Genomic DNA, 20,793 nt, shown 5'->3' with positions numbered 1-20,793 from the left:
CATCACAGCTTCTGGATGCCGGTACGGAACGCACCGATGACCAGCTCGCTCGCACCATCAAGCGCGCGACTTGTCATCGAGCCGATGCCGATCGATTGACCGGCATGCACCGGCACCTCCAATGCGAGATTTCCGTTGCGCCAAAGCCTGAGCATGCCGACCCGCTGGCCGCTTTGCACCGGCGCATGAATTGGACCAGTATAGATGATACGCGCGAGCAGCTTGTCGTTACCGTTCTTCTGCACCATCACGCTCACGGGCTCGTCGGCGTGAAGCTCGACCGAACCGCGATCGCCGCCGAACACCTTGCCATAAGCAATCGTCTGTCCGGCATCGAACAGCGTACGGGATTCAAAATTCTTGAAGCCCCATTCCAGCAGCCGCTTGGCCGCAGAGGCACGATCGCCGGAATCTTCAAGACCATTGACGACGACAATCAGCCGGGTGCCGTTCTGAACGGCGGAGCCGACCATGCCGTAGCCACCCTCCTTGGTGTAGCCAGTCTTCAATCCATCCGCACCGTCGAGCGCGCCCAGGAGCGGATTGCGGTTCATCTGACGAATCTTGTTCCAGGTGAATTCGCGCTCGCCAAACAGCTTGTAGAAATCCGGATAGGTCAAAATGATATGGCGCGCGAGGTGGGACAGTTCTCGCACGGACATCTTGTTGTCAGGGTTCGGCAGCCCGTTGGTGTTGCCGAAAGTTGAGCGCGTGAGGCCGAGCTCTTTCGCGCGCGCCTGCATCCTGTTGATGAAAGCATCCTCGCTGCCGGCATAACCTTCCGCGAGCGCGATGCATGAATCATTGCCGCTCTGGATCACAAGGCCGTGCAGAAGGTCGTCGATGCTGACCTGACTGTGAATCGCGGCGAACATGGTCGATGAGCCCGACGGCGCGCCGCCCTTGCGCCACGCATTCTCACTGATGCGATATTCATCGGTCAGCTTGATCTCGCCCTTGGCCAGCGCATGGAAGATGACCTCGGCGGTCATCAGCTTCATCATGCTCGACGGCGCCCGCAGTTCGTCGGCATTCTTCTCGAACAGCACGCTGCCGGTCTTGGCATCGATCAGGATCGCGGTCGGCGCATCGGTGTCGATGCCGCCCTCCTCCTTTTTCACCGCGCCCTGAACGCTGTGATTGGCTGCGTGAACCGGGGCCAGCACGAGTCCGGCAACCAGCAGAAGCGCACCAAAAACGCGCACGCCCGAGGCCGCAAAACGGCTCATTTGTCCTGTGATTCCCGCAATTTCGGATCGAGAAGCCATGGCCCGGCTTGTATCAGGAGAGACCCGGCCAAACAACGGAGGTTCGGGAACCGCCCCCAGCCAGCGACCTCAAAAGACGATCAATAAAGGCCGCGGCCTGCCCCGGGATCGCTGTTCGGAGTTGCGTAGCCCGCCGCCTGGTAGCTTGACCGCAACTCGGCGCTGTCGGCCACTTCCGTAGCCCCGAGGGTATATGGCCGCTCGGCCGGTAGCGGCACGTCCGCCCGGACGACGCCTTGCGGGGCGGACATCTGAGGCACGAACGCCGCCGCCGAGGCCAGCCGAATGCTGGATGGCGCAGGGGCCGGTTCGTTGGTCCGCAGCGTCGCGACCAGCATCGCGTCATCGGACCCCTCCAGCGGGGCCCGGCCGACATATTCCACCCTCACCCGCGCCACGCCATTGCTCTTGAAATCGAGCAGGGTCGCGGCCCGGTGCGAAACGTCGATAATGCGATTGCCGTGATAGGGGCCGCGGTCGTTGACGCGGACGATCAGGGACTTGCCGTTGGCGGTATTGGTGACGCGGACGTAGCATGGCATCGGCAGGGTCGGATGGGCGGCGGTGATCGAGGTCATGTCGAACACTTCGCCATTGGCGGTGAGACGCCCGTGGAAGTCATCGCCATACCAGGAGGCCAGCCCCTCGGCGCGATAATGGGTGTTTTCTTCGGGCACGTAGGTGCGGCCCGCGACCTGATAGGGCTTGCCGATGCGGTAGGTTCCGCCGCCCTTCGGCACCGGCTTGTCGAAATCGACCACGCGCGGGCTGGATGAGACGCCGTATTTGGGATCGAATCGGTTGACGAATTTGCCGGGCGCGCAATTGGCGAGCAGCAGGCATGCACCGGCACCCAGCAAAAGCTGGCAGGCACGGCGTGCCGCGTGTTGATTGATCATCCCCATAGACGTCCGTAACTTTGTGGCGCCCCCGCCCGGCACCATCGGCTGCAACGCAGCATAAACCATAGCGGGCGCAAGCGAAACGGGGGCTATTGCGTGTGGTAAATTGATCGTTGCCGCCCTTGACTTCGCGAGCGCCGAATCCGCGCCCTTTCCGCCGGTACTTGAGCTATCTCAAACCCGGGCGCATGGTGGGATACTAGCCTTTCGAGCCATGACCATGTCCCCTCTCTCCGCATCCATCGCCACCGTGATCGGGCCCGACAGCCAGGCGATCCAGTCGTTGTTTGAGGCGCAGGTTCAGGAGTGGCGCAGCTCGGGCGTGAAGGTCGTCGGTCTTGTCGCCGAGACACATTCCCTGCCCGACCGGAGCTGCGCGGCGGGTTTTCTGCGCGACCTCGCAAGCGAGGCGCGGTTTGCGATGTATCTGGAGAGCCCGCCCATCAACACCTCGTGCCATCTCGACGGCAGCGGCGTCGATGCCGCCTGCATGGCGCTGCTCGGCCAGATCGAGACGAGCGATGTCGTGGTGTTGAGCAAATTCGGAAAGCTCGAAGGAATGGGCGGTGGATTGCGCCCTGCTTTTGAAGCCGCGGCCGCCGCGGGCAAGCCGATTCTGACCACGGTGTCGGAGAAGCATCGCGACGCATGGGCGGAATTCACCGGCGGCACGACCATGATCCCCGACAACCTTGCGGCCATCCGCAAATGGTGGGCGGGCCTGAAGGCTGGTCAATCCATCACGGTGTGAGTTGCCCGCGTTGACGCCGCCTTGGAAGGTGCCCTAAACAGGCGTCACCCTGATAGGGGTCCTGTGGAAGGGTGTCCGAGTGGTTTAAGGAACCGGTCTTGAAAACCGGCGTGCCCGCAAGGGTACCGTGGGTTCGAATCCCACCCCTTCCGCCAGAACGCCAATTGCATCCATGACATGAAATCAGGTCTATGCCGTGGATCGCACGATCCGGCCCACTTATGATGTCGGCTCGATAGCAAGGCGAGGAAGAGGATGATGATGGCACAGCCTTTTCGGAAAGCCGCTCAATCATTGCCTCGAATTTGATGTCCAATAACGAAGCGCGTCGTCAGCCGGGCTGGCCCGAAGCCGCGGCCGCATTGATGACCTATCTGGTCCTGATCGCAGCGCTCGGCCTGTGGATGGTGCAGACACCTTCCGAACAGGCTGCCTTACGCGGCATCGTTGGAATGGGGGTAAATGGCATCGCTGGCGTCGCCGCATTGCTTGCGGCATTCGCCTTGCGTCTCCGTGACTTTCACGCCTTCGGATTTCGGATGACAAAACCGAAGTGGTTGGCTGCGGGAGCAGCACTCGGCATTTTCGCCTTCGGTCTCAGCTTCCTTATCGAGGCGGCCTACTTCCGCTTCATCACCGAACCGAACACACAGGCTGATTTTCAGGCCGCCGCATCAGGAGGCACGTTATCGCTGCTCGCCCTTCTTCTCGCCGGCGCTGTCTTCACACCTTTCGGCGAGGAAGTCGTTTTCAGGGGCGTTATCGCCAGTGCACTCAACCGATATGGACCATGGGCCGGGGTGGTTGGGAGTGCCTCAATATTCGCCGTGGTTCATGGCCCGAGCGTGATCCTGCTGGATGCATTCATGGTCGGCATCCTGACAGGTCTGCTGTTTCGAAAAACCGGCTCCCTGTGGCCTCCTTTTGCTATCCATGCCGTATATAACGCACTTCACCTTCTATACTACGCAACGCTTTAGAACCTGCGAGTCACTCTGCGGTTTGATTGACAGCAATCACGCAAGCCACAACAGCCGATCAACCGGCACCGTCACCTCGACGGCATCGCCGATCTCCATGAGCGAAGAGCCGGAGCGGAACGGCGCATCGATCCAGATATGACTCGATCCCGCCTTCACGCCATAGCGGATCGTGCTGCCGAGAAATTCCCGCTCGACGATCTCGCCCGGCATTGATGGCTGGCTCTCACCGGATTGCCCCTTGTGCACCAGTTGAGTGTCCTGCGGACGGAAAACCGGCTTGGCGTTCGGCTCCACCTCGACGTCTTTCGGCAATGGCAACTCGATGCCGAGGTCCGACTGGAATCCCGTATTGGTCACTTTGCCTTCGACGACATTCGCCGTGCCGAGAAACTGCGCGACGAACAGATTGACCGGATGCTCGTACAATTCGGTCGGCGTGCCGACCTGCTGGACCTTGCCTGCATTCATGACCGCAACACGATCGCAGATCGTGTTGGCCTCCTCCTGATCGTGGGTCACGATCACGGTGGTCAGGCCCAGCGACTTCTGCAACGCGCGCAATTCGCGGCGCACCTGCACGCGCAGCTTGGCATCGAGATTCGATAGCGGTTCGTCGAGCAGAAGAATTTTCGGCTCGATGGCGATGGTGCGCGCCAGCGCCACGCGCTGTTGCTGGCCGCCGGAGAGTTGCGACGGCCGACGATCGATCTGGCTCGTCAAGCCCACGAAACTCAGCGCCGCTTCCACGCGCCGCTTGATCTCGGCGCGCGGCAGACGGCGCTCGCGAAGGCCGAACGCGACGTTGTCGCCAACAGTCATATGCGGCCACAGCGCATAGGACTGGAATACCATGCCGACATCGCGCTTCCATGGCGGCAGCGCCGAAATCTCCTTGCCGCCGACCACGATCCGGCCATGCCGTGCGTCGGCAAAGCCTGCGATCAGCCGCAACAGCGTGGTCTTGCCGCAACCGGAGGGGCCGAGAAGCGCGAACAGTTCTCCCGGTTGAATATCGAGATTGATGCCGTCGAGAACGACATTATCGCCATAGGCCGCGCTGATGTCGTCGATCTTGAGATCGAGAGCTTTCACCTCAAGTCCGGGGTGCTGGGTGTTCGTATCCGTCAAAGGTGCCCCCTATTCATTCGGCGTGCTGCCGGCCTTGGTGCGTCGCTCGCGCTCAATCACATACTGGGACGCGACGGTGCTCAGCGCGACAATCACCACGGCGATGACGCCAAGCGCCGCACCGGGCCCGCGACCGGCGGCCGATTGCATGAAAACGTAAAGCCCATAGGCGAGAGGCGCATCCTGATTGGCCTGAACCAGCATCAGCGTGGCGGACAATTCGACCGCCGCGGTCGCAAAGCTCGTGATGAAGCCCGCGACAAGGCCACCCGTCATCAGCGGCACGACGATCCGCCGCACGGTGCTCGCCTTGGTGGCTCCGAGATTTTCCGCAGCCTCCTCGAGCGAGGCCGAAATCTGCTGGAGCGCTGCGTAGCAAGCACGCAGCGCATAAGGCAGACGCCGGATCGCCAAGGCCAGGACGATGACAACCCAGAGCGACGCCAGCGGTGTTCCGTCCCATAGCGGGATGCCATAGAACGCCCGCAGATAACCGATACCGAGCACGACGCCGGGAATCGCCAGCGCCGCAGTCGCCAGAAGGTCGAGACCACGCGCTCCGAACAGTTTCGTACGCAACACGAGGTACGAGATCGCCGTTCCGATCACGATGTCGATGATGCCTGCCAGCGAGGCATAGAGCAGCGTGTTCTTGATGTAGATCGAGCTTTCGCCGAACACGCGCACATAGTGCGCCACGGTGTAGCCGTCCGGCAGCGGCGAGAACGACCAGATCGTCGCAAACGACAGCAACAACAGCCCGAAATGCGGCGCGAGCACCAGCAGGATGATGAGCGTGAGCACGACATAAACCAGCGCCATTTCCCACGGCCGCAATTTCCGCTTGGCGATGCCGCCGCCGCCGCGCTGGGTCGTGGCATAGTCGATGTTGCGCGTGGCGAGAGAGGAGACCCACATCGAGGCGACCGAGGCCACGATCAGGACCACGGAAATCACATACCCCATCGGATCAGCAATGCCGATCGAGGTCACGCGCAGGTAAGCCTGCGGCGCGAGCATGTCCTTGACGTTCAGGAGGAGCGGCGTCGCCAGATCGTCGAACACCTTGACGAAGACGAGAGAAGCGCCCGCGACATAGCCCGGCAGCGCGAGCGGAAACACGATACGCCGGAAGAGCCGGAATCCGTGCGATCCCAGATTCTGCGCCGCCTCTTCCATCGAGCGATCGACGTTGCGCAACGCCGCCGACAGATTGATGAGGATAAAAGGAAAATAATGGATCGACTGAACGAAGATGATCCCGTTCAGCCCTTCCATGAACCCAAGCTTGAATCCGAACCAGTCGTCGAGCAGCAGATTAACCGTGCCGTTACGGCCGAAAAACAGTTGCAGCGCCACCGCGCCGACGAACGGCGGCATGATGAGCGGAAGAAATCCCAATATCTGAATCAGCCCCGTGCCGCGAAACGCAAACCGCGATGTGAAATAAGCCAGCGGCATCGCCAGAATCGAGGCGCCGGCCACGGCCATTGCCGAGACGTAGAGCGAGTTCCAGAACGACCGAATGAACAGATCGGTTTTGAAGAAATCGATGAAGTTCGCGAAGGTGAAAAGGCCGCTGCCTTTTTCGGTGAAAGCCACCCAGACAACGGTCGCGACCGGCCAGACCAGGAAAACAAGCAGAAAGGCCAGAATCAGCAAGGCAACACTGACCTGGCCCCATGTCGCACCATTGAGGACGCGGGACACGAATGTCCCGCGCCGGTTGTTATGAAGGCCAATCGCCGTCATGCGTGTGCGACGATTACTTGGCGAGTTTCAGCGCTTCGTCGGCCTTGGCGCGAGCCTGTGCATTGTGGTCCTTCGCGAAAGACGCCCACTGCTGCTCGAGTTCGGCCTGACGCGCTCCCTTCTCCTTTTTCTTGCCGCCGGAGAACGCACCGGTGATCTCGGGTGACGACGCCTGCTCCTCCGTGAGAGGCACCGCACCCATCAGGTCACGTGCCTCCTTCAGGAGCGCCTCGGCCTTGGGGTTCGGCTTTTTCGCGACAGCCTCGGCCGCCATATCGATCGCCTTCTTGGTCTGCTTCAAATCCGCCAGTTGGAAGGTCACGGTCTGGTCGTACAACGCATCGACCACATCGTTGCGTCCTTCCGACTTCTTGACGTCGAACTTCACCATCGAGTTCAGACGCGGATCGGTGAACGGGTTTGGGTAACCCTTTGGCGCCTTGTCGTACACCGCAGGATTGACCGGCAGTCGGCGAATGCCCGGATCGAACAGGAGGTTCTGTCCGGCCGGTGACAGAAGGAATTCGATGAAAGCCTGGGCACCTGCCTTGTTCGGTGCATTTGCCACGATGGCGATGTTCGCCGGCACGATCGCGGTCACGCTCGGATAGACGAACTTCACGGGAAAGCCGGTCGCCTGCGAGGAGAAGGCAAAGAAATCGATGACGATGCCGTAGCCGACCTGACCGGAGTTGACCGCATCCGGCACCCCGAACGAGCGCTCGGTGACCTCGCGGAAATTACCCGAAACGTCACGCAGGGTCGCCCAGCCCTTGGCCCAGCCTTCACCTTGCAGAATGGTTTCGATGGTCAGATGCGTGGTGCCGGAGCGCGAGGGCGCCGCCATGGATACGTGATCGTAATAGGCTGGCGCTGCGAGATCCTGCCACTCCTTCGGCTCGGGCAGCTTGTTGGCCTTCACGTAGCGCTCGTTCCACATGATGCCGTAGCCGGAGGCCGCGAAACCGAAGTAATAGCCATCCGGATCGTTGATCGGAAACTGCCCTATCTTTTCCGGAATGCCGGTGGCTTTCGGCTTGTAGGCCTGCAACAGCGATTTGACCTTCAGTGCCTCGAAGGCGTCCGGCGCTGACGCCCAGAACAGATCGACCTGGTTGTTGGACTTGGTTTCTTCCAGGAATTTGACGCCGGCATGCGTGTTGCGATTCTGCACATCGAGCGTGACGCCGGGGTTGGCTGCCTCGAACGCCTTTTTGATCGGGTCGGTCAGATCCTTTGCATAGGATGTGACGACGCTCACTTTTCCCGAAATCGCCTGTGCGCTGGAGGCCGCAGGCCATCCAAACACCAGAGCGATCGCAAAAGCCTTAGCTAGCCGGATTCGATTCATTCTCATTCCCCCTGAAAACGTTGGCCTTCCAGCGCCTTGTCATAAAACAGTAATATTAGGTGGAGCGAATGAACAGTAGAGCTTCCTATTATTGCACTGCAATGAACAGCCTGTCGCTCCCGTCCTGGATCGACAGTTTTATATCGTCTCACTGAGAAGGATTTTAACGCCTACTGATGGGGCTGCGGTGGTGACATCGCAGCAGGCTCCGACGCCTTCGCTTCATCCTTCACCTCATCCGCGGACTTTGAAAACAATCCCTGAATGAAGACGAAGAAGACCGGCACCATCAACAGCGCAAGAATGGCCACGGCAATCATGCCACCCATCACGCCGGTTCCCAACGCCTGCTGGCTGAGACTGCCCGCTCCCTGCGCCACCACCATCGGCAGCACACCGCACACAAAGGCGAATCCGGTCATCAGGATCGGGCGGAACCGCAGAGTGCACGCTTCCATTGTCGCGGCGAGCAGCGATTTGCCCTGCTCGCGAAGATCCTTGGCAAACTCGATGATCAGGATTGCGTCCTTCGCCGCGAGGCCGATGATGGTGATGAGCCCGACAGTAAAGTACACGCCGTTCGGCAGCCCCCGCATCGACGAGGCCAGCACCGATCCGAGCACGCCGAGCGGAATGGTGAGAAGAACCGCAACCGGAATGGTCCAGCTCTCATAAAGCGCCGCAAGGCACAGGAAGACCACCAAAATCGATAACGCCAGCAGCAGCGGCGCCTGCGAGCCGGAGAGCTTTTCCTGTAGCGACTGGCCGCTCCACTCGTAACCGAAGCCGCGTGGAAGAAGTCCGGCCAACCGCTCCATCTCGGCAATGGCGTCGCCGCTCGTGTAGCCCGCGCGCGCCTCGCCGCTGATGCGGACTGACGGGTAGTAATTAAAGCCGACAATCTGCGAAGGCCCCTTGCCCCATTCGATGCTCGCGAATGACGACAGCGGCACCAGATCGCCCCGGTTGTTCTTCACATTGTATTTGAGGATATCGTCGGGATTCATGCGATCCATCGCATCCGCCTGCACGATCACGCGCTGCATCCTTCCCTTGTTCGGGAAGTTATTGATGTAGGCGGAACCGAGATTGGTGGAGATCGTGCTGTTCACCTCCGCGAAGGAAATCCCGAAGGCGCTCGCCTTCTGACGATCGACCATCAGATTGACGACAGGCCCCTCGGGTAAACCTTCGATATAAACCTTCTGCAAAATCGGACTTGCATTGGCGTCAGCGACGAGCTTACGCGCCGACGCCAGCAATTCGCCATATCCCTTTTGTCCGCGATCCTGAAGGCGGAAACTAAAACCGCTGGAATTACCGAGATTGTCGATCGGCGGAGGTTGCTGTGCCGTGATCTTGGCGTCACGGACACTCGCCATGGCGGCGTTAATGTCGTTGACGATCGCCGCCGCGGAGTCCTTCGATCCGCGCTCCGACCAATCCTTCAGCGTAATGAAGGCCTGCGCGGTGTTGATGCCCTGCCCCAGGAAGCTGAACCCCGTCAGGAATGTGACGTCCTGAATGCCCGAACGGGTCTCGAGATATTTCTCGACGCGCTCAACGGCAGCCCTCGTGCGAGCGAATGACGAGTCGGAGGGTGTCTGCACATCGACGGTGATGAAGCCCTGATCGTCGATGGGCAGAAAACCGCCCGGCATTCGCGAGAACGCGAACGCCACGCCACCCACAAGAGCGAGATAGACGAGCATGACGCGACCCTTGCGCGCGAGCGACCAGCTCACGGTCTTGACGTAACGGTCGCGCGAAGCATCGAGCGTGTTGTTGAACCAGCGGAAGATGCCTTTCTTGGCCGCGCCATGACCGCCCTTCGCGGGTTTCAGCAGCGTCGCGCACAGTGCGGGCGTCAACGTCAGCGCCATCAGGGCCGAGAACCCGATCGCCGCCACCATCGTGATCGAGAACTGCCGGTAGATGATACCGACCGATCCGGGGAAGAACGCCATCGGCACGAACACCGCCATCAGCACCAGCGTGATGCCGACGATGGCGCCGGTGATCTGGGTCATCGCCTTGCGGGTCGCCTCCTTCGGCGGCAGCCCCTCCTCGGTCATGATGCGCTCGACGTTCTCGACGACGACGATGGCGTCGTCCACGAGAATGCCGATCGCCATCACCATGGCGAACAGCGTCAGCATGTTGATCGAATAGCCCGCCAGCAGAAGCGTGGCGCTGGCCCCCAGCAGCGCGACGGGTACGACGATGGTCGGAATGAGCGTGTAGCGGATGTTTTGCAGGAACAGGAACATCACGAGGAACACCAGCACCACCGCTTCAATCAGCGTATGCAGCACCTTCTCGATAGCCGCCTTGACCACGGGCGTGATGTCGTAGGGAATGTCGTAGGCGATATTGACCGGGAAGAATTTCGAGAGTTCTTCCATCTTGGACTTCACCGCCGCCGCGGTCGCCAGAGCATTGCCGCTCGGCGCCAGCATCACGGACAGACCCGCCGTCGGCTTGCCGTTCAGCCGGGTGGTGAACTGATAGCCCATGCCGCCGATCTCGATGCGGGCGACGTCGCGCAGCCGCACCACCGAGCCATCGGCATTGGCGTGAAGAACGATGGATCCGAACTCGTCCGGCGTGCTGAGCTGTCCCTTGACCAGAACGAGCGCCGATACTTTCTGGCCCGGCAGGCTCGGCTCGGCGCCAAGACTGCCGGAAGCCACCTGTGCATTTTGCGCGGTGATGGCTCTGGTGACGTCTTCCGTCGTGAGATTGAAGCCGATCAGCTTTTCCGGATCGACCCAGATGCGCAGCGACTGCTCGGTCGAATACAAGGTCGCGCGGCCGACGCCGGAAATGCGGCGGATTTCACCGACGATATTGCGCACCATGAAGTCGCCGAGCCCGACCTCGTCGAGGCTGCCGTCGGTCGAACGCAGAGTAATGATCTGAAGCACCGCACTCGAGGCTTCCTCAACGAGGATGCCTTGCTGGATCACGGCCGGCGGCAAGCGCGCCTCGACGCGCTTGATGCGGTTCTGAACGTCTACCGAGGCCGTCGTGGTATCCGTGCCCGGCTGGAAATTCGCGATGATCTCCACCTGCCCCAGCGAGTCGCTGGTGGATTCGAAATTCAGAATGCCGGATGCGCCGTTGAGTTCTTCCTCAATCGGCCGCGTGACGCTGTTGTAAAGTTCCTCCGGCGAAGCGCCCGGATAGCTCGTGCTGATCGAAATGGATGGCGGCGCGATGATCGGATATTGCGCGACCGCAAGGAAGGGAATGGAGATCGCGCCCACCAGGCAGATGAACAGCGCCACCACCCATGCGAAGATCGGGCGTTCTATGAAAAAAGCTGGCATCGAGCGTTAATTGAAGGCGGGCTGTGCAGCCGCATCCGCGCTGAGCTTCGTGCCGTCGACCGAAACCGGCGAGACGAGATCGCCCGCGACGAACTTCTGGAAGCCCTCGACCACCACATGGTCGCCCGGTTTCAGACCTTCGCTCACCAGCCACTTGCCATCCTGAAAATCGCTGGTGCGAATGGACTGCTTCGCAACATGGCCGTCGGGTTTCACGATATAGACTTCGCTGCTGCCGTTCGGGCCGCGCTGAACGGCCTGCTCGGGAATAGCGATGGCGTCCGTATCGATGCCCTGTTCGATCATGACGCGCACATACATGCCCGGCAGCAGTTCGCCGTTCGGGTTCGGAAATTCGCCGCGCAGCGTGACCTGCCCGGTGCTGGCGTCAACCTTGGCTTCGGAGAACAGCAGCCGGCCATCGAGCGGATACTTCCGCCCTTCGACGATCAGCCTGACCTTGGCAGGCCCCTTGCCCACGTCTTCAAGATCGCCGCGATCGAACGCCTCACGCAACTTGATCAGATCGGCGGCCGACTGGGTGAAGTCCGCGTAGATCGGGTCGAGCTGACGGATGGTCGCGAGATTGGTGGTGTCGTTCGCGGTGACGAGCGAACCTTCACTCACCAGCGCGGCACCGATCCTGCCCTTGATCGGCGCGCGGATCGTTGCGTAATCGAGATTGAGTCTGGCGCGCGCAACCTCGGCCTTGCGTGCAGCAAGATCTGCTTCCGCCTGACGCTTGGCAGCGATTGTCTTTTCGTTCTCGGCTTCGGACGCCACATGCTGCGACGCCAGCGTCGCGATGCGATGCGCCTGCTTGGTGGCCTGATCCAGCACCGCCTCGGCCTTGGCCTGGGCGGCCTCCTGCGCCATGACCTCTACCTCGAACGGACGGGGATCAATCTTGTAGAGCACGTCTCCCGCTTCGACATCGCTGCCCTGCTGGAACCATCGCTCCATGATGATTCCGGACACGCGCGAACGCACCTCGGCGACACGCACCGAGGCGACACGCCCCGGCAACTCGCGAACGAGCGTAAACGGCTCCGATTTCACGCGCAGAACAGAAACTTCCGGAGGGGCCACCTTGGCCACGGCGGGCACTGGATCATCGCAACCGCTCAAGAAGACGCTTCCAATGATCAGGCACGCGATTGCGACGATTCTATTCGTCATGGCTTCGGCAAATGTCCCCGGTTTCAGACTCACAGATGATGCGGTCAGGGGTGAAATCGCAATGCAGCATCTTTGTGGCAATGCGATAAAACGCCGCTTTTTCCGCTGCGACATATGGAATCAGCCGCAGGTTAAGCGACGATAAAATGCGGACGCGATCACCGATTAAATATGAGTCAGGTTCCAGCATTCCTCGCAGCGGCTTTGCCGATCCTGGAAGCAATCTAAAAAAGCAAAGCCGGTCTGGATGCGGAAAAATCAGATGATTGCGCATAAACCGGTTCTGCTTGCCGAATATTGTGTCCAAGCCTGCGAATGATTGGCGTCAGCAAACATCCGCGTTGATCGGTCGCAGTTGTTCCCGTAAGCACGCAAGAACAAATCCGCGTGGTTCCATGGGCACACCCCTCAAATTAGCAGCCGGCAGCATCGCAGTCGGCTGCCTCGTGCTGGCGTTGAAATACGTTGCCTATCTCCTCACCGGCAGCGTGGCGCTTTATTCCGATGCGTTGGAGAGCGTCATCAATGTGGCGACCGCGGTCGCCGCTTTCATCGCAGTGCGAGTCAGCGCGACCCCGCCCGACGCAAATCATCCCTACGGCCACCAGAAGGCCGAGTATCTTTCCGCAATTGTTGAGGGCGTGCTGATTCTCATCGCGGCTCTGGCGATTTTCTACGCCGCCTATCATGGAATTCTGAAGCCACGCCCGCTCGAAGCGCCCGCCAAGGGCCTGCTTATCAATGCGGCTGCGAGCGCCATCAACGCCGCATGGTATTTCGTCCTGCTCAAATTCGGACAGCGGCATCGCTCTCCGGCCCTGATCGCCGACGCCGAGCATCTGTGGACCGACGTCGTCACCTCGATCGGCGTCCTGATCGGCGTCGCGCTGGTGTGGCTGACCGATCAGCCGATTCTCGATCCGGTTATCGCCGCATTGGTCGCGGTCAACATCCTATGGACCGGCTGGAAGCTGATGCGCTCCTCGATCGGAGGATTGATGGATGAGGTCGTGCCGGAGGAAACGCTCGCCAAAATCCGCGAGATCATTTCCTCGCATGCCGAAGGCGCACTGGAAGCGCACGATCTCCGCACGCGTCAGGCCGGCCGGGCGATCTTCATCGATTTCCATCTCGTCGTGCCCGGCAACATGACGGTGTCGGAGTCGCATGAACTGTGCGACCGGATCGAAGCCGCGCTGCGGAAAGAGATTTCCGACATCATGATTTCGATTCACGTCGAGCCCGAGGAGAAAGCCAAGCACCCGGGCGGCGTGCCGGTCGTCGGATAGGCACGCGCCCGTTATTCGAAATTCATGTCCATGCATTTGAGAACCGGCGAGGAAATGCCGGTCGCAAGCTCGATACAGCCCCTGACCTTGCGCGTCGAAACATCTGCCGCCCAGATAGCCGTGCCGCCGCTGCCGAAGAACGCGTTGGTGTTTGGCGGCTCGGTTTCGACCGCATCGAAATCATAATTGGAATTTTCGGAAAACACCTTCGTCCTGAGCCGGCAAGTCCCGCTTCCTTCGGTTCCGAGAATCTTCGAGATATCGCGCGTCACCGATACTTGGGCCTCGCAACGGTAGAATTCCGAGGTCGTTGTGTTGAACAGATACGCGTAGGACTTGCATGCAATCACCTGCCGTTTTCCCGGCATCAAAATCTTGCTGCATGAAATGCGTTGATTGTGGCTTAGCCTGAATGTGGCGTCCGCATGTGCCGGTGCTGGCAATGCCAGCGCGCATGCCATGACGGCTGCTGCGAATATCCTTCCTCCATACGGCATCGTCGGTGCTCCGGAATAATATGACATGGCATTATACCGTTTGGGGTTGCAAGGACTGGGGAGCGATCAAGCGATCGATCTGGCGTTCCAGCACCACAGGTTCAGGACGGCCAGCCGCAGCGTGTAAAACGACTCGCAACGCCGCCGCAAGATCGATCGGCGCAATGGCCCCGTCGCAGACCGGCTTGACGAGACGATCCACGATCAGATTCCAGTTTGCGATACCATGATGATAGCCCGCTCCCGATCCGCCGACGATATCCGCGGTCTCCACCACCCCCATCACGGCTTCCGGCTGGGAGGCACGGACGCGGTCAATCATGTGCAGCCATCGTTCGACCCATGCGTTTTCGGTCTTTGCGCGCCGCGAATAGGTTCGCGCATATCGAAGCAACGCCCACGCCTCGGTCCAGCGCCGTTTCCATCCGGCCCTCGATGAGAACTTCAATACGATTGCCCGCTGCGAAAGACGCAGATAGCCCATCACCTGGAGCGCCGTGTCGGCGGCAGACGGCGGCAGCATTCCGGCAAGATCGCAAAGGCAGAATGACATGCGGCGAGTCGGGGATACCCCTTCATCCGTCAAGGCTGCCTGCGCGATAGCGGGTGGATCGGCATAGCGCATCCGTGCCTCCATGCGGGAAGCAATCGATGCGAGAAATGCGCACGGCGCCTTGTTTGGGCCCGCATATCGGCCAATGCGGTTGAGATACACAAGCGCGTAGTCGGGATCCTGATAGGCCATCAGCGAGATGACTGCGCGCCGGACGATCTCCTCCGCGTCCGGCGGCAAAAATGGAGCAAGCTCGGCCAGTCGCTTTTCCGCAACCCATGGCTTGCGGGACGCTTCGCCGAGATAGCGTTCTTTCAGCAGCCTGAAATCGACAGGCAGTTTCATGATGCCGGTTTTCCGCTCAATGCCGCGACCTGCGCCTCGAGCCTGCCGACATTCTGGAATAGCCGCGCGCTCACCAGCCGCAGAAAATAAAATCCGAATTCAGGATTTTGCACGTAGAGTTCTTCCACCTTTTGATAGGTGACGCCGAGAACGAGTCCTTTCTCCACGCATTCCAGCGTCTGGGTGCGCGCATTGTCCGGCGACAGCATCCCGAATTCGCCGACGATGGAGCCGACCGGCAATTCGATGCCGGATTCCACGAGCCTGAAACGGCCGCTGACGATGTAGAACATCTCCGTCGCCCGCTCGTGCTTGTAGAACAGCACCTCGCCCGGCTGGCAGTGCCGCTCGGTCATGAACGGCTTCAGCCAATTCATCGACAGGTTGCCGCTCACCGAACGCTTCACGTTGCGAACAAGCACCAGCATTTCGCGCAAGCGATAGACATTCAGCGGCAGCAGGATCATGTGCAGCGCCACGATCGGATAATTCCGGTGCGACAAGGCGTAGATAATGAACACCACGTTGGTGATGATCCCGACGATGCGCAGCGGAATCATCGTGCGCATGGTGTAACCGGCAACGACGAATGCCGATGCGATCAGGCCACCGGCGCCGGAGGCCAGTCCTGACATGTCCGAAGCGACGCCTGATATATCCATGAGCCACCCAGCCCTTTGTCTTCGACAATGCGCGACCGGTTCAAAACCGATCCATCTAAATTAAGATCAACTGCAATCCAGGGCCGATCAGACCTCACAGTCCGATCGACTGGCCTTCCCGCACCACCACCGTGCCCGGCCGCGCACGCACGGCCTCCGACGCGATCCGGTCGAGGGTATCGTCATCATGCTCGGGGGCGTGGTGAAACAGGCACAGCGTCTTCACCCCGGCGGCATCGGCAAAGGTGGCGTTCTGCTGCCAGCTTGCATGACCCCAACCCTCATATTTTACGAGTTCGCTGTCGGTATAGGTAGCGTCCATGACAAGACAATCGGCGCCTTTCGCCAGCGCAAGCATCGCAGGCGAGGCCCCGGCATCCATGGCCGTATCCGTCATGTAGCAAAACGAGCGTCCGGCGAACTCCAGCCGATAGCCGGTCGCGCCGCCCGGATGATCGAGCGCGGCCGTGCGAAGAACGATGCCCGGACGGGGCGTCAGCACATCGCCACGCGCGAAGTCATGAAACGTGACCTCGGCCTGGAATTGATCGAGGCCGATCGGAAACAACGGAAAGCTCATATACCTGTCGAGCGCAGCGCGAAGTCCGTCCGCCTCCTTCAGGCCCGCTGCCCATAACCGCAGACGATTGCCTTTCTCAAACGCCGGCAGAAAAAACGGCAGCCCGATCAGATGATCGATATGCAGATGGCTGAAGAACAGGTCGCTCTCGCCGGGCTGCCCCGCGAGCGCCTCACCAAGCCCGCGAAGGCCGGAGCCCGCATCGAAGATCAGCCGGTTCTCTCCGCAAAGCACCTCGACGCATGAGGTATTGCCGCCATAACGCACGGTGCCCGACCCCGGACAGGCGATGCTGCCGCGAACGCCCCAGAATTTGATCGTGATTGAATCTGACATCATCAACAGGCTCGAACGAAAGAACGGATCATATCGGAACGGTGCTGCATCGGCTCGCCGTTTCTGTCTATTTCATTGTCATCGCGTAAACGCCATTCCATTCGGGCGGCGGTGGTGCCGTCCGGAAGGCGTCGATCCGCCCCGCATAGAGGGCGAACAACGTCTTCAGACGATTGTCGTCGTCAAGCGCCCGCGCCTTTTCCATCGCATTCAGCGCGCCCTCCCAGTCCCGGCTGCGATAGCGCCAGATCATATCGATGGTGTGGTTGCGCAGCCTCTGAAAGCGTTCCGAGTTGGCGAGATCGGCCCGGCCGAGGATGGCGTAGATCACCTCCGGCTCCTGCTTGCCCTTCACGGTGACAAGGTCCATCTCAAGGATAGCCAGCCTGTCTTGCGCGGCCAGCGCGGTCTTCGAGCCGGCAATAATCGGCACGCCATAGGTCGCCGACTGGCTCTCCAGCCGCGAGGCAAGGTTCACGCTGTCGCCCAGCACCGAATAATCGAACCGCAGGCTGGACCCCATGTTGCCGACCACGCACAGGCCGGTATTGAGGCCGATACCGACATTCAGCGGCATGAACGGCTTGCCCTGCTCCGAAGCCTCCTTCGCCCGTGCGGCATTCAGATCGCCCACCTCGTCCAGCATGTCGAGCGCGGCCTCGCAGGCATTGATGGCATGCTCAGCATCGTCGAGCGGCGCGTTCCAGAATGCCATGATGGCATCGCCCATATACTTGTCGATGGTGCCCTTGCGTTCGATGATCGCATCGGTCAGCGGCGTCAGCAGGCGGTTCATCAGCGATGTCAGCCCCTGCGGATCGCGACGGAAGGATTCCGAGATCGCCGTGAAGCCGCGCACATCGCTGAACATCACCGTCATCTCGCGCTCCTCGCCGCCGAGCACCAGCCGCTCCGGCGCTTGCGCCAGTTGCTCCACCAGAGCCGGCGACAGATATTGCCCGAAGGCCGAGCGGATGCGGCGGCGCTGCGCCTGTTCGCGCACGTAACCGTTGAACACCAGCGTCAGATAGACGGCCGTGCTCGCAAGCAAGGGGAAGGTGAAATCGACCAGTAGCTTCTCGCGCACGAACAGATACCAGGACGTCCCCGCGAGCAACGCCGCGACCGCCCCGCCCAGCAGCAGCAGAGAGACGGGGGTGAGAATCGGCGCGAGCCAGACGATCAGAATCCCGAACAGGATGGCGGCAAGAATTTCCGCGCCGAATGCGTAATTCGGCTGCGACAGGACGGAATCCGTCAATACGTTCTCCAGCACCTGCGCATGAATTTCGACTCCGGGCATGACGCGATCCAGCGGCGTCGTCTTGGTATCGAGCAGCCCAATCGCCGACGTGCCGATAATCACCAGCTTGCGTGAAAACACATCGCTGCCGGCCTTGCCGTCGAGAACATCCGCCGCGGAGACATAGCGCGCCGGATCGTGCCTGCCGAAATAGACCCAGAGCTGGCCGTTGCGGTCGGTCGGAATCTCAAATCCCGGCACGCCCACGCTTTTCACGCCGGCCTCGTCCGACTTCACGAGGAGCGTGTCTGCCTTCACCGCCACCCGCAGCATGTCGAAGGTCAGCGACGGCATCAGGTCGCCCTGCGCCATCATGATGAGAGGAATGCGCCGGACGATGCCGTCGCGCTCCGTGCGGATCGTGAAAAGCCCGCGCCCCGGGGCCGCCTGCTCCAGAACCGGGACATTGCGTAGCCGTCCCGGGAAGTTCAGCAGATAGGGCGACGGATCGCCGCCGAGCGTGGCAAGACCGAGCGGCGGCGGAGCGGCGGCGGGGGCCGGCGTCACATATGGCAGCCCGGATTCGCCAAGTACCACGGGTGAGCGGCGCAGAACTTCAGCAAGAACCTGATCGTTATCCGGCAAGCCCTTGAGTTGCGTACGCATCGCCTCGTCGAGATCGCGGAAATTGTCTACCGCACGCGAGGGCGACAGCCGGTCGGGCTCGGCGAACACGACATCGAAGGCGATCACGGCCGCGCCCGCCTCTGTCAGGCGCGACACGAGATCGGCCACACGGGTGCGCGGCCATGGCCACTGGCCAAACCGCGCAAGGCTCGCCTCATCGAGATCGACAATCACGACAGGCCGCTCGACGGCCTTTCGCGGCTTAAGAATTTGATAGAAATCGAAAACCCTTAGGCGCAATTCTTCCAGCGGTACGGGATCAAGCGCCCGCAGGCCGACGGCAACCGCCAGCAGGCCAAGGCACAGAATTCGGGCGTAGCCAAACCGGCGGGCGAACCGAAGGGGGCGCCGGGGGAGGCTTCTTGAGAGGGACATGGCGGCGAACGTCAGGTTCCCGGTTGCTGAAAGCCCGCCGGCTGGCGCGCGGCCCGATATTGTCCGGTTCCCGCGACGAAATCCACCATCCCCGTGCCGCACGGCGCGGCAATACCTCGCTTCCGAGACCCGGAAGCCGGCCGGTCACCCAAGATCCAGACGCGACCTCACGCCTTCGACATATTGCGGACCATTTCGATCGCGATGGCGATACCGGCGGCGATCAGCACCCAATGGGGATTATCGCAAAGTATCGTGCCCTGCCGGCAGACCTCATATGACCAGGTCCAGCCCGAATTCTGCGTGGCACCCGCGAAGTAAAACAGGCCGCTTGCACCTAACAAACCAAGGATCAGCACAAACATCGGGATTTCTCCGGGTTGTTGCTGGTAGTCTCGGTGCGGGGATGTAAATCAAGGCTTGCGGCGATCTCCGAAACAAAGGGGCATCTTCTATTTTAACGGCCCGGTTCCGGAACCGAACCCGCCCGGCTCCGTTCCTTTCCGGGGAGATGACCCATGGCAACCCGTGCACAACGCTTGGCGGAGTTCGGCGAACACGGCACTCCGCCCTCAGGTGTGCCGGTGCAAGTCCTGTGCGAGGATAAAAGCGGGACCTATCAGCTTCCGTTTCCCTGCCGCTGGATCGGGAGCGGCTGGGAAAACTGCGAGTCAGGCGATCCCGTCGAGGCCCATGTCGTTGGATGGCGCTGGCCCGCGGACGCCGGCAACCGCCAGCATTGAAGGCAGATATTCCGGCCTTACTTTTGCGTCGCCTTCCACGCCTCATAGCGCGCCTTGGTATCGGCGTTCATCGGGTAAAGCCCCGGAAGCGATGCGCCCTGCTGGACCTCGTTGACGATCCACGCCTCGACCCGCTCCTGTTCCTCGCCCTGCTCCAGAATGAGCGGCAGGAATGCCTGCGGAATGACCACCGCGCCATCCTCATCGGCCACGATGATGTCGTCCGGAAACACCGCGACCCCGCCGCAGCCGATCGGCTCGCCCCAGTTCACAAAGGTGAGCCCCGCGACCGAAGGCGGCGCGGCCGCGCCATCGCACCACACCGGAAGCCCGGTGCCCAAAACGCCCTCGACATCGCGCATCACGCCATCGGTGACCAGCGCGGTGACGCCGCGCTTCGCCATGCGCATGCACAGGATGTCGCCGAAAATGCCGGCATCGGTGACGCCCATGGCATCGACAACCGCAATGCAGCCCTCCGGCATCGCCTCGATGGCGGTGCGGGTGGAAATCGGCTTCGACCACGATTCCGGGGTCGCAAGATCCTCGCGCGCAGGCACGAAGCGCAGCGTGAAAGCCGGGCCGACCAATCGTTTCTGCCCCGGGCGCAGCGGGCGCGTGCCGCGCATCCAGACATTCCGCAAACCTTTCTTCAAAAGCACAGTGGTGATGGTGGCGGTGGAAATGCGTTGCAGCAGTTGAACGGTTTCGGCGGGCAGCGACATCGGGAAATCCTGGTTTGAAAGAAGACAGCATCTTGCGAAGGAAGTGGCCTACGTCAAGCGCACCTCTTCGACATTGTTTTCGGCGAATAAATTCTCTGGACGCCATCAGCCT

The 20,793-nt window shown here is 61.0% G+C and carries 19 protein-coding genes and 1 tRNA gene; 5 read left to right on the top strand and 15 right to left on the bottom strand.

Annotated features, from left to right (window positions below; genetic code table 11):
* Nucleotides 1–2 precede the first annotated feature (2 nt).
* Nucleotides 3–1,229, bottom strand: a complete 1,227-nt coding sequence (locus AFIC_RS08700; RefSeq protein WP_275245858.1) for a D-alanyl-D-alanine carboxypeptidase family protein — start codon at nt 1,227–1,229, stop codon at nt 3–5.
* 119 nt (nt 1,230–1,348) lie between these two features.
* A complete protein-coding gene (locus tag AFIC_RS08695; protein WP_275245857.1) occupies nt 1,349–2,173 on the bottom strand; it encodes a septal ring lytic transglycosylase RlpA family protein in 825 nt (274 codons plus the stop codon).
* A 217-nt stretch (nt 2,174–2,390) separates the two neighbouring features.
* Here AFIC_RS08695 and AFIC_RS08690 point away from each other — a divergent pair, with 217 nt between their 5' ends.
* The 3 genes from AFIC_RS08690 (at nt 2,391) to AFIC_RS08680 (ending at nt 3,901) form a co-directional block, all read left to right on the top strand.
* On the top strand, nt 2,391–2,921 hold the full coding sequence (locus AFIC_RS08690) for a DUF2478 domain-containing protein (RefSeq protein ID WP_275245856.1): 531 nt from the start codon (nt 2,391–2,393) through the stop codon (nt 2,919–2,921).
* A gap of 65 nt (nt 2,922–2,986) precedes the next feature.
* A tRNA-Ser gene (locus tag AFIC_RS08685) sits at nt 2,987–3,076 on the top strand.
* A gap of 153 nt (nt 3,077–3,229) precedes the next feature.
* Entirely contained in the window at nt 3,230–3,901 is a 672-nt protein-coding gene (locus AFIC_RS08680) for a CPBP family intramembrane glutamic endopeptidase (RefSeq protein WP_275245855.1), read from the top strand.
* Between the two features lie 36 nt (nt 3,902–3,937).
* On the opposite strand, the gene AFIC_RS08675 is transcribed toward AFIC_RS08680, so the two are convergent.
* From AFIC_RS08675 to AFIC_RS08650, 6 genes are all read right to left on the bottom strand, one after another.
* Entirely contained in the window at nt 3,938–5,032 is a 1,095-nt protein-coding gene (locus AFIC_RS08675) for an ABC transporter ATP-binding protein (RefSeq protein ID WP_275245854.1), read from the bottom strand.
* Nucleotides 5,033–5,041: 9 nt separating this feature from the next.
* Nucleotides 5,042–6,784: an ABC transporter permease gene (locus AFIC_RS08670; RefSeq protein WP_275245853.1), complete on the bottom strand. Its 1,743-nt coding sequence runs from the start codon at nt 6,782–6,784 to the stop codon at nt 5,042–5,044.
* Nucleotides 6,785–6,797: 13 nt separating this feature from the next.
* Complete coding sequence (locus AFIC_RS08665; protein WP_275245852.1) at nt 6,798–8,135, bottom strand: ABC transporter substrate-binding protein; 1,338 nt, start codon at nt 8,133–8,135, stop codon at nt 6,798–6,800.
* A 170-nt stretch (nt 8,136–8,305) separates the two neighbouring features.
* A complete protein-coding gene (locus AFIC_RS08660) occupies nt 8,306–11,467 on the bottom strand; it encodes a multidrug efflux RND transporter permease subunit (protein ID WP_275245851.1) in 3,162 nt (1,053 codons plus the stop codon).
* 6 nt (nt 11,468–11,473) lie between these two features.
* Entirely contained in the window at nt 11,474–12,646 is a 1,173-nt protein-coding gene (locus AFIC_RS08655; RefSeq protein WP_275245850.1) for an efflux RND transporter periplasmic adaptor subunit, read from the bottom strand.
* The gene (locus AFIC_RS08650) at nt 12,636–12,920 is read right to left on the bottom strand and encodes a hypothetical protein (protein ID WP_275245849.1); all 285 of its coding nucleotides are present in this window, start codon (nt 12,918–12,920) and stop codon (nt 12,636–12,638) included. Before AFIC_RS08650 ends, AFIC_RS08655 begins: the two co-directional genes overlap by 11 nt.
* A gap of 121 nt (nt 12,921–13,041) precedes the next feature.
* Here AFIC_RS08650 and AFIC_RS08645 point away from each other — a divergent pair, with 121 nt between their 5' ends.
* Nucleotides 13,042–13,935, top strand: a complete 894-nt coding sequence (locus AFIC_RS08645) for a cation diffusion facilitator family transporter (RefSeq protein WP_275245848.1) — start codon at nt 13,042–13,044, stop codon at nt 13,933–13,935.
* Between the two features lie 11 nt (nt 13,936–13,946).
* On the opposite strand, the gene AFIC_RS08640 is transcribed toward AFIC_RS08645, so the two are convergent.
* The 6 genes from AFIC_RS08640 to AFIC_RS08615 form a co-directional block, all read right to left on the bottom strand.
* A complete protein-coding gene (locus tag AFIC_RS08640; protein ID WP_420833387.1) occupies nt 13,947–14,432 on the bottom strand; it encodes a hypothetical protein in 486 nt (161 codons plus the stop codon).
* Between the two features lie 31 nt (nt 14,433–14,463).
* Nucleotides 14,464–15,330 (bottom strand): DUF6537 domain-containing protein, encoded by an 867-nt coding sequence (locus tag AFIC_RS08635; RefSeq protein WP_275245846.1) that lies wholly within the window; start codon nt 15,328–15,330, stop codon nt 14,464–14,466.
* On the bottom strand, nt 15,327–15,992 hold the full coding sequence (locus tag AFIC_RS08630; protein WP_275245845.1) for a Crp/Fnr family transcriptional regulator: 666 nt from the start codon (nt 15,990–15,992) through the stop codon (nt 15,327–15,329). Before AFIC_RS08630 ends, AFIC_RS08635 begins: the two co-directional genes overlap by 4 nt.
* A gap of 94 nt (nt 15,993–16,086) precedes the next feature.
* On the bottom strand, nt 16,087–16,911 hold the full coding sequence (locus AFIC_RS08625; RefSeq protein ID WP_275245844.1) for an MBL fold metallo-hydrolase: 825 nt from the start codon (nt 16,909–16,911) through the stop codon (nt 16,087–16,089).
* Nucleotides 16,912–16,975: 64 nt separating this feature from the next.
* Nucleotides 16,976–19,213 (bottom strand): CHASE2 domain-containing protein, encoded by a 2,238-nt coding sequence (locus AFIC_RS08620; RefSeq protein ID WP_275245843.1) that lies wholly within the window; start codon nt 19,211–19,213, stop codon nt 16,976–16,978.
* Between the two features lie 167 nt (nt 19,214–19,380).
* Entirely contained in the window at nt 19,381–19,578 is a 198-nt protein-coding gene (locus AFIC_RS08615; protein WP_009339497.1) for a hypothetical protein, read from the bottom strand.
* Between the two features lie 153 nt (nt 19,579–19,731).
* Here AFIC_RS08615 and AFIC_RS08610 point away from each other — a divergent pair, with 153 nt between their 5' ends.
* Nucleotides 19,732–19,956 carry a hypothetical protein gene (locus tag AFIC_RS08610; RefSeq protein ID WP_275245842.1) on the top strand — a complete coding sequence of 75 codons (225 nt, stop codon included), beginning with the start codon at nt 19,732–19,734 and terminating at the stop codon, nt 19,954–19,956.
* A gap of 17 nt (nt 19,957–19,973) precedes the next feature.
* Here the strand turns inward: AFIC_RS08610 and AFIC_RS08605 are convergent, their stop codons facing one another.
* Nucleotides 19,974–20,681 (bottom strand): ribonuclease activity regulator RraA, encoded by a 708-nt coding sequence (locus AFIC_RS08605; RefSeq protein ID WP_275245841.1) that lies wholly within the window; start codon nt 20,679–20,681, stop codon nt 19,974–19,976.
* Between the last annotated feature and the right edge of the window lie 112 nt (nt 20,682–20,793).

This window comes from [Pseudomonas] carboxydohydrogena, assembly GCF_029030725.1.
Taxonomy (GTDB): domain Bacteria; phylum Pseudomonadota; class Alphaproteobacteria; order Rhizobiales; family Xanthobacteraceae; genus Afipia; species Afipia carboxydohydrogena.
This window is presented reverse-complemented; position numbering and strand designations above follow the sequence as displayed.